Here is a 16,330-nt window from a genome sequence, read left to right on the forward strand (position 1 = left end):
TCATTCACTATTATATCATTTTCCCTTTTTATTTCTATTCTTTCTTTTAGAATAAAATTTTTCATTTCATTTTTCAAACTATTAAAAAGGATTTTTTTCTCTTAAAGGTATTATCTAATAACCATGTAAAAATAAAGGAGATACTATGAAAAAAAAATTTAATATTTTAAAATATATTGGTCCTGGACTTCTTGTAACTGTTGGTTTTATAGATCCTGGAAATTGGGCTACTAATATATCTGGTGGAAGTTCTTTTGGATATGATCTTTTATGGGTAATAACTTTAGGAACAGTTATTTTAATAATTCTACAAAATAATGTAGCACATTTAGGAATTGTAACTGGAGATTGCTTAGCTGAATCCATTAAAAAAAATTTTCACCCCCTTGTCTCAAAAACTCTATTGTGGACCGCTATTCTAGCAAATATATCAGTTTCTTTAGCAGAAATTTTGGGAGTTGCGATAGCTTTACAGATGTTATTTAAAATACCTATATGGCTGGGAGGTATTTTTGGAGTCCTTATATCCAATGTTATGATTTTTACAAATACATATAGAAAGCTGGAGAAATTTATAATTGCATTTGTCTCAATAATCGGATTTTCATTTGTATTTGAATTAAGTCTAGTGGATATCAGTTGGAAAAATGTTATAATTTCATCTGTTGCTCCAACGATAAATCCATCATCAATATTGGTAGCTTTAGGTATTTTAGGAGCTATTGTTATGCCTCATAATCTATTTTTACATTCAGAGATTATCCAAAGTAGAGAGTGGGATCTATCCAATGAAAAAATTATAAAAACACAATTTAAATATGAATTTTTTGATACATTTTTTTCAATGATATTGGGGTGGCTTATTAATTTAAGTATGTTTATACTCAGTATAGCTTGTTTTTATTATAAAAAAATTCAAGTGACAGATCTAAGTCAAGCACACAATCTTTTGATTCCACTATTGGGGAGTAAAGCAGCATTTATATTTGCTCTAGGACTTTTTTTTTCTGGTTTTTCATCATCTATCACTGCAGGAATGGCTGGAGGAACTATCTATTCTGGTATGTATGGTAAAAACTATAATATAGCTCAAAAAGAGACTAGAATTGGAGTTATAATTACATCATTTGGAGCTTTACTTGTTATTTTTTTAGTTAAAGATATTCTAAAGGCATTGATTTACTCCCAAGCTGTACTATGTTTTCAACTACCATTTACAATAGCGGCCCAACTATATCTAACATCTAGTGAAAAAGTAATGGGAAAGTATAAAAATAAAACTTTAACCAATGTATCCATTTTTATTATTGGAATCATTATGACTGGATTAAACTTATATCTATTCATAGCTTAATTAAAAAATAGCTAGAAAAAATCTAGCTATTTTTTTTCTTCTCATTTGATTTTTAATAAAATCTTTAAATTTTTAGCTTTATTATTCTTTTATATATTTAGCTTTTAAAACTGTTTTTTCTAAAACATGACCTTCTATAGCATCATACAATTCATTTAAGTAGAAACCTTTTTTTAAGTTCATCTCTTTATCTAAAGCATACAATGTTATTGTGTAAGTATGTGTTTTATTAGGTGGAACAGGTCCTCCGTATCTAGCCACTTCCTCTTTTGGTAAACTACCACCAATTAAAGACCACCAACTATTTTCACCTTGAATTAATTTTGAATCTGTTGCACTGGCATTTTCAGGTAAAGCCTTTGCATCTCCTGGTATTAAAGTTAACCAGTGTAGCCAAATAACTCCAACGGCCTCTACAGCATCAAAATCTTCTATTACTAGAGCAAACTGCTTTGTTCCTGCAGGTGCATTTTCCCATTCAAAAGGTATTGAAAGAGTTGGCATTCCGTGATATTGATCTTTTCCATAAGTTCCATATTTTTTCTCAATTACTCCATTCTTTATTCCACTACTTGTTAACTCTAGTGCGAAAGATGTCATTCCAAGAAGTAAAAACATACTTAAAAAAATTTTTCTCATAAAGCTACCTCCTACTTAAATTAAGTTGTTAGGTTATACGCTAGGTTTATTCTATTTCCTCGTTTTTTGTCCTTCGGCACCAAATTTGCATTTTTCTCAATAAAATCAACTGCTACTCGTTAAGGAGTAGTTTTTTTATTTAAGTAGTCAATAAAGTTATAATATTTTTGATTCTTCAAATTTATCTGATTTAAATTATCCACTTTATATATTATAGGCTAATAACCTATAATATATAAAAAAACCCCTCAGAACCTGAGGGGCTTTTTATCTATTTCTAGATGTCGGGGCACTTCAAACTTTAACACAACGTTATCGTTTCAAGGGTAAGTTTCCTTACATCTTAGATTATACACTTTTTTCATATTTTGTGAAGTATCTAAGAACATTAACTCCATTTCCATGCACAATTTTTCAATTTTTATGAACATTTAGTTAGTTTTAAATCTCTTCTCCACATCTTTTTAAAAGAGCTTCCCATCTTCTATCAACCTCATTTTGCATCTCCTCTATCAGATGTTCATTTCCAGGTTTAAATAGGTGAGCAAATCTACCTTGATCCTTTATAAACTCAGTGATAGGAAGTTTGTTTTTAGGTCTATAAGATAGTTTCCACTCTCCATTTATAACTTCAAATAATGGCCAGTAACAAGTTTCTACAGCCATTTTACACATCTCCATCAACTTTTCTGTTGAGTATCTCCAACCTCTTGGACATGGAGCTAACACATTTAAAAATGCTGCTCCCTCTGTATAAATAGCTTTTTCTGATTTTTCATGTAAATCTTTCATATTTCCTAAGAATGTTGTTTGAGCTACATATGGAATATTGTGATCTGCTATAATAGCTGTTAAATCTTTTCTACTTTGAACCTTACCATTACTCTCTTTCCCAATTGGTGAAGTTGTTGTATCTGCAAATCTTGGAGTTGCAGATGATCTTTGAATACCTGTATTCATATATGCCCCATTGTCATAGCATACATATACCATATCATGTCCTCTTTCCATAGCTCCAGATAGTGATTGGAATCCTATATCATAAGTTCCACCATCTCCTCCAAAAGCTATGAATTTATATGTATCATCTATCTTTCCACGTCTTTTTAAAGCATTATATGCACCCTCTACTCCACTTAATGTAGCTCCAGCATTTTCAAAAGCACTGTGAATAAATGAGTCTTTCCAAGCTGTATATGGATACATAAATGTTGAAACCTCTAAACATCCAGTGGCATTTGCAATCACCGCTTTATCCTCCACTTTTAAGGCTCTTAAAACCCCTCTTACAGCAACTCCTGCTCCACATCCTGCACAAAGTCTATGTCCTCCAGTTAATCTCTCTGGTTTATTCATTTCCTCTTTAAAATTGTATGCCATCTTACTACCCCCTTACTCCTAAGTGTCTGTAAACTCTACCAACTTCAAAATCAGCTGTATGTGCTAAAAGCAGTTCTGGGTTGTAAGCTATCTCCACTTGATCCTCTATAAGTTGTTTTGCATGTGCTTCATAAAGTAGTTCATTAAACACTCCTTTTATAGCATCTACAGTTACATCTCTTCCACCTAATCCATACACATAGTTAAATATCTCAGGTCTGTCATGTGAATCATAAAGTGCTGATCTAACCTCTGCAAAAAGTGGTCCTCCCGCTCCTGAGAATCCCTCACACTTATCCATTACTCCAACAACTTTTATTCCTGTTAAACTATATTTTAACTCATCAAATGGGAATGGTCTAAATACTCTAATCTTAATAAGTCCAACTTTTTTCCCCTCTGCTCTTAACTCATCAACAGCCTCTTTAGCTGTTCCAGCAGTTGAGTTTATAACAACTATTGCAACATCTGCATCCTGCATCCTATACTCTTCAAAGAATGAGTATTTTCTTCCAGTTAATTTTTCGTAGTCCTTTGCAACCTCTTTTATAACCTGCCTCGCTTTTTCCATAGCATGAGCTTGTTGAACCTTATGCTCCATATAGAAGTTAGCTGTGTCATATGGTCCATGAGCTATAGGTCTAGCTGAATTTAATAGATAATCCTCTGGATTATACTCTCCCACAAAAGCTTTTACCTTATCATCTTCCAATAACTCTATATTTTCAACAGCATGTGAAGTTATAAATCCATCTTGGCAAACCATTGCTGGTAACATAACTCTTGGGTCTTCAGCTATTTTTACAGCTTGAATAAAGTTATCATATGCCTCTTGATTTGTTTCACTATATATTTGAATCCATCCAGTATCTCTAGCTCCCATTGAATCACTGTGATCCGCATTTATATTTATTGGCCCTGTCAATGCTCTATTTATCAGTGCCATAGTTATAGGTAATCTCATTGAGGCAGCTACATATAGCATCTCCCACATTAGGGCAAGTCCGCAAGATGAAGTTGCTGTCATAGTTCTAGCTCCCGCTGCTTGAGCTCCAATAGCTGCTGACATTGCACTGTGCTCTGACTCCACTGGAATAAACTCTGTATTTACATTCCCATCTGCCACATATTTAGAGAAGTATTGTGGTACCTCAGTTGATGGCGTAATTGGAAATGCTGGCATCACATCTGGATTTATCTGTCTCATGGCTGTGGCTACAGCTTCGTTTCCTGACATTCTCTCTCTTATACTCATTTTCCTCTCTCCTCCTAAGCCTTTGTAAACTCTATCGCTTTAAATGGGCATACTGCAAAACAAACTCCGCACCCTTTGCAGTGATCCTGATCAAAATCTAGTCTTTTTCCATCCTTCACTGGAATAGCTGAATCTGGGCAAACTGGAATACAAAGTAAGCACTGCTTACAATTTTCCTCTATAAAGTTTACTTTCATAGTTCTCCAGTCACCTGTTTTAAAGTTTTCAGCACTTCCTGCCTCATATACAACTCCACCTGGTGTTATCTCTTGCCAAGTTATAGTTTCATCTATTATTCTACCATTTTTATTTTTCATTATCCTTCCACCTCATCCATTGAACGCTTTAATGCACACATATTTCCCTCTAAAACTTGAGGTTTAGTGCTAAATTTATGCTTAAATGACTCCTCCATATTCTTTATAAACTCAGCCTCTGGAATAAGTTCACTAACTTTTACAACCGCTCCTAACATAGGTGTATTGGGGAAGTATTTTCCTAAACACTCCTCCGATATCTTTCTAGCATTACATGTGTAAAGTCTTCCAGTGTAACCTCTTAGTTCAGCTCTTAACTCCTCTGGAGTTCTCTCACTATTTACAATTATAGCTCCGCCCTCTTTAAGCCCTTTTTCAACCTCAATAGCCTTTATTAAAGTTTCATCTACCACAACTACAAAGTTTGGCTCATAGATATTTGAGTGAACTCTAATTGGTTCATTCCCTATACGATTATAAGCTGTTATTGGTGCTCCCATTCTCTCTGGTCCATACTCAGGAAATCCTTGAACATACATCCCACTACTAAATGCTACATCTGCCAATAGAAGAGAAGCTGTTTTTGCACCTTGTCCTCCTCTACCATGCCATCTGATTTCTACCATTTTACTCATGATCTACCATCCTTTTTTAAATTTTACTTAGATAACGATATATTGTTGATTCAGAAACATTTAAAGCCTCTGAAACCTCAAAAACTCCACCTCTTAAATCAAATATCCCCTTTTGATGGAGTTTTTTTATAACATTAAGTTTTTCCTCCCCCTCTATCTCTCTCCAAGATACTTTGCCCTTTAAAATCTCTAACAAAGCCTTATTTATCATCTCTTTTATAGAGTTTGGGAAATCCACCTCTGTTATTAGCTCTTTTTCATCTTTTAAATTTAGACCGAAGTTTGCCATACTTTCCATCTGATAGGCTATGTTTAAATAACTACTCACATCTACATTTACACATATCATTCCAATAATATTCTCATCTATATTTTTTATAAAAAATGTTGAGGACCTAAGTATCTTACCTCCCACAACACCCTTTGAGTTTGTTATAAACTCCCTATCGACATATAACTTCTCTTTTAAAATCTTTAATCCAAACTCACTCATAGGAGAACCTATCTCTCTTCCACTCACATGGTTGTTGAATATCTCAATACTAGAACAACTTACATCTCTTAAATCATGAAGAACTACCTCTACATTCTCTCCATAACATTTGGACATAAATCTCGCTATTTTTCTATACTCTTCTAAGATCTCTAAGTCTCCCTTCAATTTTATCCCCTCCTTTTTCAATACAGGTATATACCCCATAGATTTCAAAAAGTCAAAAATTTTTTTATTACAATAATAATTTTTTTCTCATTTCTCCTATTCAATAAAAAAAGGGAGTTTCCTCCCTTAATTTACTAATAATCCTATTTTTAACATAAATAGTCCAACTCCATAGATCATAGGAAATGCAACTATACTTCTTAAGAAAAATATTTTCATCACATCTAAAAAATTAAACCCAATCTTTGAGTTCATCAAAATAATACCTGTTTCACTGAAGTATATCAACTGAGAAAATGTTAATCCACCTATTACAAATCTTGCCAATTCACTTGGACAATCCTTGATGAAAACAGCGGGTAACCACATATCTGTGATTCCAATTATCATAGATGGAGCCATATACTGTGCTATCTCTTTTTCAAAACCTATAAACTCTAAAAATGGTACCATAGGAGCTGTAATAACCTGGAAAACTGTTGTTTTTTCAGCCAAAACCAATCCCAATGTTCCCACCAGCATTATTACAGGTGTGAAAGTCACATAGATTGTTAAAACTTTTATAAAGGAATCTTTTAAAACCTTTGTAGCTTTTGTTCTTCCAGCTACATCTGAAGCCAATCTCAGTGCATAGCCCATACTTGTATCTTTCTCATTTGGTGCTTCTCCCTCTTTATAGTAACTATCTTTAAACTTTCTCAATGGAAGTCTTGAAATTACAACTCCTGTTAAAATTGTACAAATTACAATGGAGCCATAGAAGTACCCAAATATATGGGATAATCTCAACAGATCAGCCATCATTATAGCAAATGATATACCCACTAAAGAGAAAGATGTAGCTATTATTGCAGCTTCTTTTTGAGTGTAATACCCCTTTTCATATTGCTGATCTGTAACTACAATTCCAATTGTTCCATCTCCCACAAAGGATGCCAATGCATCTATTGCTGCATATCCTGGAACTCTAAATAACTTTCTCATATATGGAGCTATTAAAGTTCCTATAAATTCAACCAATCCAAAGGAGGTCAAAAGAGGTATAAGCATAACTTCCAGTAAAAAAGTTACCAATATTGTTGGCAGTAACTCATCTATCATCATAAGACCCGTTCCCTCATCAGCTATTATACTCCCTATAACACCTGGTAAAAAATTATATGCTATCAATATCAATGATAAGGATCCAACTATTCTCACTATTGATACAAATTTACTACTTATAAAAAATTCGTTTAAAACTCTATCATTAAAAGTTTTTTTCTTTATTCCCAAAATAGTTCCGAAGATGGTGACAGTAGCAAACCCTATCATTAAGGATTTAACTACTCCTACATATCCAGTGACTATGTAGCTTTTTATGTGCCCTAAAAGCATTGCTGACTCCCCTCCAATTACAATTGGAACTAAAAAAAGCCAGATTCCCATAAAAGAATAAAATCCGAATTTAAAAGTATTAAGTACCACTATCGCCTCCCTATTTTTGAGTAAAAAAAGAGCGCACAAAAGTACGCTCTAAAAGATAACAAATAACAAAATTCTAGAATATTGTTATGGCAGCGTCACAATATTTATGTTCACAGGATTATAACGTCATCGCCATCGGCCTTAGGCTCTGTTTATAAAGGTGAACTAATATTTAAAATTTTATAATGCATTATGAGGCATTTTTGTTATTTTGTCAATATTTTATTTTTTATTTTTTATACCAACTCTAAACCATCTCTTAAATCTGCAATTATATCCTCAACATCCTCAAGTCCCACAGAGATTCTAACTAATCCATCTGTTATTCCAGCTGTCAATCTCTCCTCTCTTGTGTATGGTGAGTGAGTCATTGAAGCTGGGTGCTGAATAAGTGTCTCTGTATCTCCCAATGATACTGCTAAAGAACAAAGCTTTAAGTTATTTAATAGAGTTTTTCCTGCTTCCATTCCACCTTTTAATTCAAAGGCAAAAATTCCTCCAAAATCTTTCATCTGTTTACAAGCTATCTCATGTCCTGGATGTGTTTTTAATCCTGGATAGAATACCTTCTCAATCTTTGGATGAGCATTTAAAAACTCAGCTACCTTTCTAGCATTTGAACAGTGTCTCTCCATTCTAATCTCTAAAGTTTTCATACCTCTAATTATGTAGTAAGCATCCATAGGACTTAAAACTGCTCCTGTCATATCCTTAACTCCTACAAGTCTAACCTGAGTAACTAAATCCATCTTACCTACAACAAAACCTGCTATTACATCTCCATGTCCATTTAGGTATTTTGTAGCTGAGTGAACAACAACGTCTGCTCCCAGTGTTAAAGGTTTTTGACAATATGGTGTAGCAAATGTGTTGTCCACCACAACTAATATATCTTTATTGTGTGTGTGAGCTATTTTTGAAACTGCCTCTATATCAACAATTTTTAGATTTGGGTTTGCTGGAGTTTCCAAATAAACCACTTTTGTATTTGCTTTTAATGATTTTTTTACAGCTTCTAAATCTGATGTATCTATAAACTCTACATCTATTCCAAACTTTGTAAGTCCATGGCTAAGTAGCGCAAATGTACATCCATAAAGTGTTTTATCCGCTAAAACATGATCTCCCGCTTTTAAAACTGTCCACATAACTGAAGCTATTGCTCCCATTCCAGAAGCTGTGGCTAGAGCTGCTTCACCCTCCTCTAAAAGAGCTAGTTTTTTCTCTACAACTGTCACTGTAGGGTTACCAAGTCTTGAATATATATACCCCTCTTCCTCCAGAGCAAATCTTTTTCCCCCTTGCTCAGCTGAATCAAATATAAATGTTGATGTCTGATAGATCGGTGTAGCTAAAGTCCCAAAAGGATTTTTTTCACTTCCACCATGAATTGCTATTGTTCCAAAACCATTTTTCATATTTTTATCCATAATAACGCCTCCCTATGAAACCTATTCTTAATCCAATTATACCCCTTTTATCCCTTAAAGCAAGATTTCCAAGGAAAAACTGTTATATAACAGTTTTTTGGTAAAAAAATAAAAGCCAGATCATACGATCTGACTTTTCTATCTCAATACATCACTATATAAAAACATGGCTAAATAGAAGTAGATTACTAGAGCTAATGCATCTACAATTGTAGTTACTAATGGTCCTGCCATTATAGCTGGGTCCAACTTCAATTTCTTTGCTCCAATTGGAAGTAAACCTCCAACTAACTTTGCTATTATCACTGTCACTCCCAAAGTCACAGATACTAGCATAGACATTTTAAAATCCTGCTTTAAAATAAAGTTCATACGTAAAAAGTTTACAGCACCTAATCCAAATCCTACAATTAAACTTACTCTTAACTCCTTCCACAAAACTTTTAAGCAGTCATTCATCTTTATCTCTCCCAAGGCCATCCCTCTTATTATAAGAGTTGATGACTGAGATCCTGCATTTCCTCCAGTGTCCATAAGCATTGGAATCGCTGCAGCTAAGACTACCATCTGTTCTATTATCGCCTCATATTTACTGATTATTGTTCCTGTAAATGTAGCTGAAACCATCAATACTAAAAGCCATGTCAAACGGTTTTTAGCCAAATGTATAACTGAAGTCTCTAAGTACTCCTCCTTACTTGGAGCCATAGCAGCCATCTTTTGGAAATCCTCTGTGTTTTCCTCCTCAATTACATCCACCATATCATCTATTGTAATAATTCCTACTAAAATATTCTCTCTATCAATAACTGGTAAAACCGTTAAATCATACTTTTTAAACAGCTTTACAGCCTCCTCCTGATTTGTTGATGTTTTTACAGAGAGTATATTTTTATCCATAATGTTCTCTATAATCTCATCATCAGGTGATGCTAAAAGTTTTTTTAAAGTTATCTCTCCCTCAAGTTTTTTATTTCTATCTATAACATAGGCAACGTCTATACTTTCAAGCTCTTCAGCATACTCTCTTATATACTGAAGACTCTCTTTTACAGTTTGACTACTCTTTAGAGAAAGGTACTCTATTGTCATTAAACTTCCTGCTGAATCCTCTTCATATGATAAAAATTGATTTATTAAAGCCCTGTTCTCATGCTTATAGTTTTCAAGAACCCTCTTTACAACATTTGAAGGCATCTCCTCTAAAAAGTCAATCATATCATCAAAATATAGCTCCTCTAGCAACAATTGAAGTTTATCATCATTTATTGAACCTACAATTTTTATCTGCTCCTCTGCATCTAAATTTGCAAATACCTCAGCTGCTAACTCCTTATGTAAGAGTCTAAAAAGAATAATCGTATCCTTTTCATTTTCATTGTTAGCCTCAATAAATTCAGCTATATTCACTGGAGTTTCTAAGTTTAGAACCTCCTTTAGACCTTTTAAATCTTTTTTTAATAGAAGCTCTTTTACTTTTCTTTCAAACATATTTTCCTCCTTGAGTTTTGCAGAGGAAAATTGAAGAAAAATTTCTAGATCTTTCCCCTACAAACTATAATATTAAATTGTTATTAATTTTAATCCGTTTGGGGTAACTATCCATCTTTTCTCTCCTTTAATTTATTTTGTTTTATAGCTTATAAATTATACCTTTTTTATGAAAAAAAGTAAATGTTTTATATTTTTGTATAAAAAAAAAGCCTTAGAAAATTTCTAAGGCTTTAATATCATTACTTTACAGTTACGATGTTAGATGCTTGAGGTCCTCTTTCACCTTGAACTACGTCAAAAGTTACTTCTTCTCCTTCTACTAACTTCTTGAATCCATCTTTTTTGATTTGAGAGAAGTGTGCGAATACATCTTTCCCATCCTCACCAGTGATAAATCCAAATCCTTTTTCTTCGTTAAACCATTTAACTGTACCTTTCATTTGATACCTCCATAAAATTATTTTTTATAACTCTACAAATCTTAATCTTTAAATCAGAGGTTAAACAAACTCAAGTTACCTATAGGTTTCTCTTCTAAAAATTTTAAAACTCATATTATTACTCTTTGCATATTATACACTTTTTCAATCAAAAAGTAAATCTTTTTATTTTTTATTTTTTATTTAATTCAGCCACTGTCACAAACTCAAACCCTTGAGCCTTTAACTGTGGAATAGCAATTTTTAAGGCCTGAGCTGTTTTCCCATAGTCATGCAACAATACAATTCCATTATTTTTTGCATTTTCCACTAAAAATTTTGCAATATAGTTTGTATCAGAAGCCTTTTCCCAATCCTTTGGACATATATTCCACATAACAGACTCCATACCTAAGCTCTTTCTCAACTCCTCTTTTTGAGTTTTTCCTAGAGCTCCATATGGTGGTCTAAAATATACTATTTTTTCATTTGTTACATCTGAGATAATTTTATTTGTACTTTCTAACTCTTTTTTTACGTCACTCATAGGCAACTTTTTTAAGTTTGGATGGTTATAGGAATGATTCGCAATTTGATGCCCACTCTCATGAATTTTTTCTAAAATTTTAGGGTATCTTTTTCCATTTGTTCCCAGGATAAAAAATGTTGCCTTAGCATCATTTTCATTTAATACCTCGATTATTTCCTCTGTTATTTTTGCTTTTGGTCCATCGTCAAAAGTCAGTGCTATTCTTTTAACCCCTTGAGCAAAAATGGATATGCTTGTCATACACACTATCAATAGATACTTTAATATTTTAATCATCCTCCCTCTACTTATTTACTCACTTAAATATATCATACTCTTGGGCTTTTCGTATAGCTCTTTTCTTTTTTATTCAAAATAAAAAAGCTATAGAAAATCTCTCTATAGCTTCCAGCTTTTAGTTGTCGGGGGTAACTAAAAGATCTAAGAGTATAAGTAACTATACCCTCCATACTTATATGATATTATTTTTTTTATAATCCGCAATAAAATTCTTTTATTTTTTTTTGAAAATTTATATAATATTAGAAAGTTCTAATAAAGGGAGGTTCTTGTGACACTTTCAAAAATTGATGTATATATCCTTAAACTTCTTCTAAATCATGAAGTTCTTTCTCTAGAACAGATCGCATTTTTTCTAAATATATCCATTGTTACAGCTAGAAACAGTATTAAAAATATCAACACTTTTCTAAAGAATTATGACTTTGGAAAAATAGCAAAATTTAATAAAGATTACTGCTTAAACTTATCAAAGGAATCTTTCGATATTCCAGAGGATAGTTTTAATATAGTTTTAAGCTCTGAAGAGAGAATCTCATACATAATTATTCTATTGATTTTTGAGAAAAAAATTAATTTAAACTCATTGACCACTATTTTTAATGTCAGTAGAAACACCTTAAACAACGATCTACTACATATTAAAAAATTTTTAAAAAAATCTAACCTCTCTTTAAAAAGTATATCTTGGCAAGGGATACTTCTCAAGGGTAATCCCAACGATATAAAGGAGTTTACTATTAAATATCTTATTAAAATTCTTATAAAAAAAGAGTTTAGTGAGATTATTTGGACACTTTATGGAAAATTTTTAAATCCATTTGTTAAAAATTATTTTGATACTTTCATAAATCCAAACCTTCCCTCTAATTTAAAACTACTTCAACAAAAGATTATAAATTCATTGAACTTAGAGATTGGAGTGTATCTATATAAAAAAATAGAGTGTATCCTCATATATCACTTTATTTTTTATGATGACCTTTGCAAAAATTTCAGTTTAGATCCCAATATTTCAACGGATATCTTAAAGAAAAAATTTGATTTCATACACTCATCTCTACTTGATATTGACGAGTTTAAAGAGATTGATCACAAAGTTTTTCAAAGCTTAGTGGCCTCTCTTTTAACAATAACAGATGAATATATTTTTTTTGCACATAAAGAGCTTACAAAACCCATCTCTGATCGGGTGGAAGAGATCTATAACGTAGCTTTAAATACCACAGAACTGACTCTTTTAGCTCAGCTACTAAGTAATGCCTACTTCAAATTTGATTTCTCTATCATAAGCTACTCAAATTACTTTGTCACTGACTATGATATTCCTAAAAGTGTAATTACCGATATTAAATATGTTTTAAAAAAGAAAAAAATAACTCTTTTAGAGGAGGATTACTACAGTATTGCAATCTTTCTTTACGACACTATCTGTACAAGATATAGGAGTTCAAATCTGGATATCAAGTTTTTAATAATTGATTCATCTTTTAAAAATTGGTTAGGGCATGAATTAAAAAAAGAGTTTCTAAAACATCTTTCATTTTTAAAAATAGATATTCTCTCTATCTTTAATCAATCTATTTTAGATAACTCTCTCATTGAAAAATATGATTATATTCTATTCACAAATTATATTGATAAAAAAACTCTTTTAAATAAAAATCCAGAACTAAAAGACAAGGTCTACTACGTTAAATATAACGATTTTTTTGAAGTGAATAATCTGTGGGGTCAACTTTTCTTTGGTCCTGGAGGAGAAGCCTCTCTTCCATTTATAAAAAGAAAATTTAAAAAATCCCTTTTGTAGATGTATACTTTAAAGTATGCATCTACTCTATATTTTACTGAGAATAAGTCCTAATCTACCTCTTCTACTTTTTACAGAGGCCAAGCTTCTGTTTAACTCATTAGCTATCTCTAAATCTGATTTTAGCAGATAATTATTCTTTATATACTCATCATCTGAAACATTCCATCGTCTCTTTTTGTGAAGCTTTAATTTTCCAATCATACAACTTATTTGATACTCACTTTTTCTCAATATTTCAGATAACTTTTTCACTCCCCATCTATAATTATCTTTTAAATATTGTATCTCCTTTTCATTCCAAGTTATAATATCATCTTTTACTCTGTTATTTTGTATTCTATACCTCTTATAGAAATAATCTAAAGTTTTCCTTTGAAACTCCTTAGTCACATTTTTTATTATTAATATCTGATTCTCTTTATATAAAAGTCTAATTTCATTTTGAGGACAACAAATATCCACACTTTCATTTAACAATTTTAAAAACTGCTCTTTTCTTTCAGCATACTCATATGAATGACAAAATATATTTTCAAAAACCATAATCTTTAATATAACCCCTCCCATTTGTAGTATATGTTGCTTATTAAAGAGTATACTAAAATTTAAAATTAGGTAATTCCCATTTTATTTTTTTTTTTTTAAAATTTTATTGGAAAAAATGGAAAATATATAATCTTATTGACTACTTATGAAACATACACTTTCTTTTTTTTATTTTTCTAAAGGAAAGATGTATCTTTTTTTAAAATAATATATTATAATAATTAAAATTTATAAAAAGAGGGGGGATTTCTATGAATTATACTCTTTATAAAACTTTCGGGGCTCATATAGCAACAGTGGACAGAGTTCAAGGTGTTCTTTTTACTCTTTGGGCGCCTAATGCTGTAAGAATCTCTGTTGTTGGAAATTTCAACAATTGGGATGGAAAAAAAAATTACATGAATAAAGATACAGAAACAGGAGTTTGGACTCTTTTTATCCCTCATTTAAAAGAGGGAACAATCTATAAATATATGATTGCTGATAAAAATCAAAAAATATTTTTAAAAAGTGATCCCTTTGCCTTTTTTTCTGAAGTACGTCCCAATACTGCTTCTATAGTTTATAACCCTTTCAAAGCATTTCAATGGGAAGACAGTGATTGGTTAGAAAAAAGAGATAAAGAAAACCTATATAAAAAACCTATAAGTATCTATGAGCTGCACTTCGGTTCATGGAAAAGAAACTATAATCGTGGAGAAGGACCAGAGGATGGTAGTGAATTTCTAAACTATAGAGAGATAGCTCAAAAACTTATTCCATATATTTTAGAAACTGGGTTTACACATATTGAGATTCTCCCTTTAACTGAACACCCCTTAGATACCTCTTGGGGATATCAAGGAGTTGGATACTTCTCTATCACCAGCAGATATGGAACTCCTGAGGATTTTAAATATCTGGTCAATGAATGTCATAAAGCTGGAATTGGCGTTATTTTAGACTGGGTTCCTGGCCATTTTTGTAAAGATGCCCATGGTTTATACAGATTTGATGGAACACCTCTTTTTGAATACGAAAATGAAATTTTAGGGGAAAATCCCACTTGGGGAACTGCTAACTTTGACTTTACTAAACCCTTTGTAAGAAACTTTTTATTATCAAGTGCAACATTTTTATTTGAACAATTTCATATTGATGGAATCAGGGCCGACGCGGTCTCTAATCTCCTATATCTGGAGTATGGACGGGAAAAAACTGGTCTTAAAAACTCTTTAGGTGGAGATGCTAAACTAGAAGCCATCGACTTTCTTAGAACACTTAACAAAACAATTTTCAAACTTTACAAAAATCCACTAATGATTGCTGAAGAAGCTACATCTTGGCCTTTGGTTACCTCTCCTACATATAAGGGAGGACTTGGCTTTAACTATAAATGGAATATGGGCTGGATGAATGATATGTTAAAATACATGTCCTACACCCCTTGTGAAAGGGATAATAACCATAATCTACTAACTTTTTCTCTGATGTATGCTTTTAGCGAAAACTTTATATTAGCTCTATCCCATGATGAGGTTGTACATGGGAAAAAATCTCTTCTAGATAAAATGAGTGGAGATTACATACAAAAATTTGACTCTCTTAGAATGTTTTATGGCTTTATGTTTGGTCATCCTGGAAAAAAACTCCTATTTATGGGGGCAGAGTTTGGTCAATTTATAGAGTGGAGATATTATGAGGAGTTGGAATGGAAACTTTTAAAATATCCTCAACATGACTCTTTAAAAACTTATGTTAGTGAATTAAATAAATTTTATAGATCAGAGCCAGCTCTTTGGGGAAAAGATTCAACTTCTGATGGTTTTCAATGGTTAAATCACAAAAATCACACTCAAAAGTTAATCACATTTATTAGAAAAGGGGACAGTTCTGAAGATTTTATTTTAGTTGTTTGCAACTTTACAAAAAATGAGTATATTAACCATTCCATTGGTGTTCCAAGGATGGCTGAATACATTGAAGTTTTCAATAGTGATAAAGATATCTTTGGAGGAAGCAATCAAGTAAATCCAGATATTATTAAACCGATAAATAGAGAGTTAGACGATCAACCTTTCTCTATTCCTATAAATATAGCTCCACTTTGTACACTATTTTTAAAACCAATATTTAAAAAAGGGGGAAATAAAGTATGAAAAAGAAAATGAT

At 32.0% G+C, this 16,330-nt stretch carries 15 protein-coding genes; 3 read left to right on the top strand and 12 right to left on the bottom strand.

Translation table 11 applies throughout. The features are described from left to right. Positions 1-145: 145 nt before the first annotated feature. Positions 146-1,354, top strand: a complete 1,209-nt coding sequence (locus ACMOUI_RS01980; RefSeq protein WP_418964072.1) for an Nramp family divalent metal transporter — start codon at positions 146-148, stop codon at positions 1,352-1,354. 81 nt (positions 1,355-1,435) lie between these two features. Here ACMOUI_RS01980 and ACMOUI_RS01985 read toward each other — a convergent pair whose 3' ends face one another. The 11 genes from ACMOUI_RS01985 to ACMOUI_RS02035 all read right to left on the bottom strand — a co-directional run bounded on the left by ACMOUI_RS01985 (position 1,436) and on the right by ACMOUI_RS02035 (position 11,817). Beyond that, complete coding sequence (locus tag ACMOUI_RS01985) at positions 1,436-1,993, bottom strand: YbhB/YbcL family Raf kinase inhibitor-like protein (protein ID WP_418964073.1); 558 nt, start codon at positions 1,991-1,993, stop codon at positions 1,436-1,438. 441 nt (positions 1,994-2,434) lie between these two features. Further along, complete coding sequence (locus ACMOUI_RS01990) at positions 2,435-3,373, bottom strand: thiamine pyrophosphate-dependent enzyme (protein WP_418964074.1); 939 nt, start codon at positions 3,371-3,373, stop codon at positions 2,435-2,437. A gap of 4 nt (positions 3,374-3,377) precedes the next feature. Further along, positions 3,378-4,628, bottom strand: a complete 1,251-nt coding sequence (porA, locus tag ACMOUI_RS01995; RefSeq protein ID WP_418964075.1) for a pyruvate ferredoxin oxidoreductase — start codon at positions 4,626-4,628, stop codon at positions 3,378-3,380. Positions 4,629-4,642: 14 nt separating this feature from the next. Then, the gene (locus ACMOUI_RS02000; protein WP_418964076.1) at positions 4,643-4,945 is read right to left on the bottom strand and encodes a 4Fe-4S binding protein; all 303 of its coding nucleotides are present in this window, start codon (positions 4,943-4,945) and stop codon (positions 4,643-4,645) included. Continuing rightward, positions 4,945-5,520 carry a 2-oxoacid:acceptor oxidoreductase family protein gene (locus ACMOUI_RS02005; protein WP_418964077.1) on the bottom strand — a complete coding sequence of 192 codons (576 nt, stop codon included), beginning with the start codon at positions 5,518-5,520 and terminating at the stop codon, positions 4,945-4,947. The genes ACMOUI_RS02000 and ACMOUI_RS02005 overlap by 1 nt, the downstream gene beginning before the upstream one ends. A gap of 16 nt (positions 5,521-5,536) precedes the next feature. Beyond that, positions 5,537-6,181, bottom strand: coding sequence for a helix-turn-helix transcriptional regulator (locus ACMOUI_RS02010; protein ID WP_418964078.1), 645 nt, complete (start codon positions 6,179-6,181; stop codon positions 5,537-5,539). A gap of 126 nt (positions 6,182-6,307) precedes the next feature. Next, the gene (locus tag ACMOUI_RS02015) at positions 6,308-7,648 is read right to left on the bottom strand and encodes a YjiH family protein (RefSeq protein WP_418964079.1); all 1,341 of its coding nucleotides are present in this window, start codon (positions 7,646-7,648) and stop codon (positions 6,308-6,310) included. A gap of 236 nt (positions 7,649-7,884) precedes the next feature. Beyond that, positions 7,885-9,078, bottom strand: coding sequence for a methionine gamma-lyase (gene megL / locus ACMOUI_RS02020; RefSeq protein WP_418964080.1), 1,194 nt, complete (start codon positions 9,076-9,078; stop codon positions 7,885-7,887). Between the two features lie 138 nt (positions 9,079-9,216). Then, the gene (gene mgtE, locus ACMOUI_RS02025; RefSeq protein WP_418964081.1) at positions 9,217-10,569 is read right to left on the bottom strand and encodes a magnesium transporter; all 1,353 of its coding nucleotides are present in this window, start codon (positions 10,567-10,569) and stop codon (positions 9,217-9,219) included. A 242-nt stretch (positions 10,570-10,811) separates the two neighbouring features. Then, a complete protein-coding gene (locus ACMOUI_RS02030) occupies positions 10,812-11,012 on the bottom strand; it encodes a cold-shock protein (RefSeq protein WP_023052090.1) in 201 nt (66 codons plus the stop codon). A gap of 172 nt (positions 11,013-11,184) precedes the next feature. Further along, positions 11,185-11,817, bottom strand: coding sequence for a polysaccharide deacetylase family protein (locus ACMOUI_RS02035; RefSeq protein WP_418964082.1), 633 nt, complete (start codon positions 11,815-11,817; stop codon positions 11,185-11,187). Positions 11,818-12,091: 274 nt separating this feature from the next. Between ACMOUI_RS02035 and ACMOUI_RS02040 the strand changes: the two genes are divergently transcribed. Continuing rightward, complete coding sequence (locus tag ACMOUI_RS02040) at positions 12,092-13,630, top strand: helix-turn-helix domain-containing protein (protein ID WP_418964083.1); 1,539 nt, start codon at positions 12,092-12,094, stop codon at positions 13,628-13,630. 27 nt (positions 13,631-13,657) lie between these two features. On the opposite strand, the gene ACMOUI_RS02045 is transcribed toward ACMOUI_RS02040, so the two are convergent. Next, positions 13,658-14,200: a hypothetical protein gene (locus tag ACMOUI_RS02045; RefSeq protein ID WP_418964084.1), complete on the bottom strand. Its 543-nt coding sequence runs from the start codon at positions 14,198-14,200 to the stop codon at positions 13,658-13,660. A 230-nt stretch (positions 14,201-14,430) separates the two neighbouring features. On the opposite strand from ACMOUI_RS02045, the gene glgB reads away from it, so the two are divergent. Further along, positions 14,431-16,317, top strand: a complete 1,887-nt coding sequence (glgB, locus tag ACMOUI_RS02050; protein WP_418964085.1) for a 1,4-alpha-glucan branching protein GlgB — start codon at positions 14,431-14,433, stop codon at positions 16,315-16,317. Positions 16,318-16,330: the final 13 nt, after the last annotated feature.

The sequence above is a fragment of the Cetobacterium sp. genome (genome assembly GCF_048470075.1).
In the GTDB taxonomy this organism is placed as follows: domain Bacteria; phylum Fusobacteriota; class Fusobacteriia; order Fusobacteriales; family Fusobacteriaceae; genus Cetobacterium_A.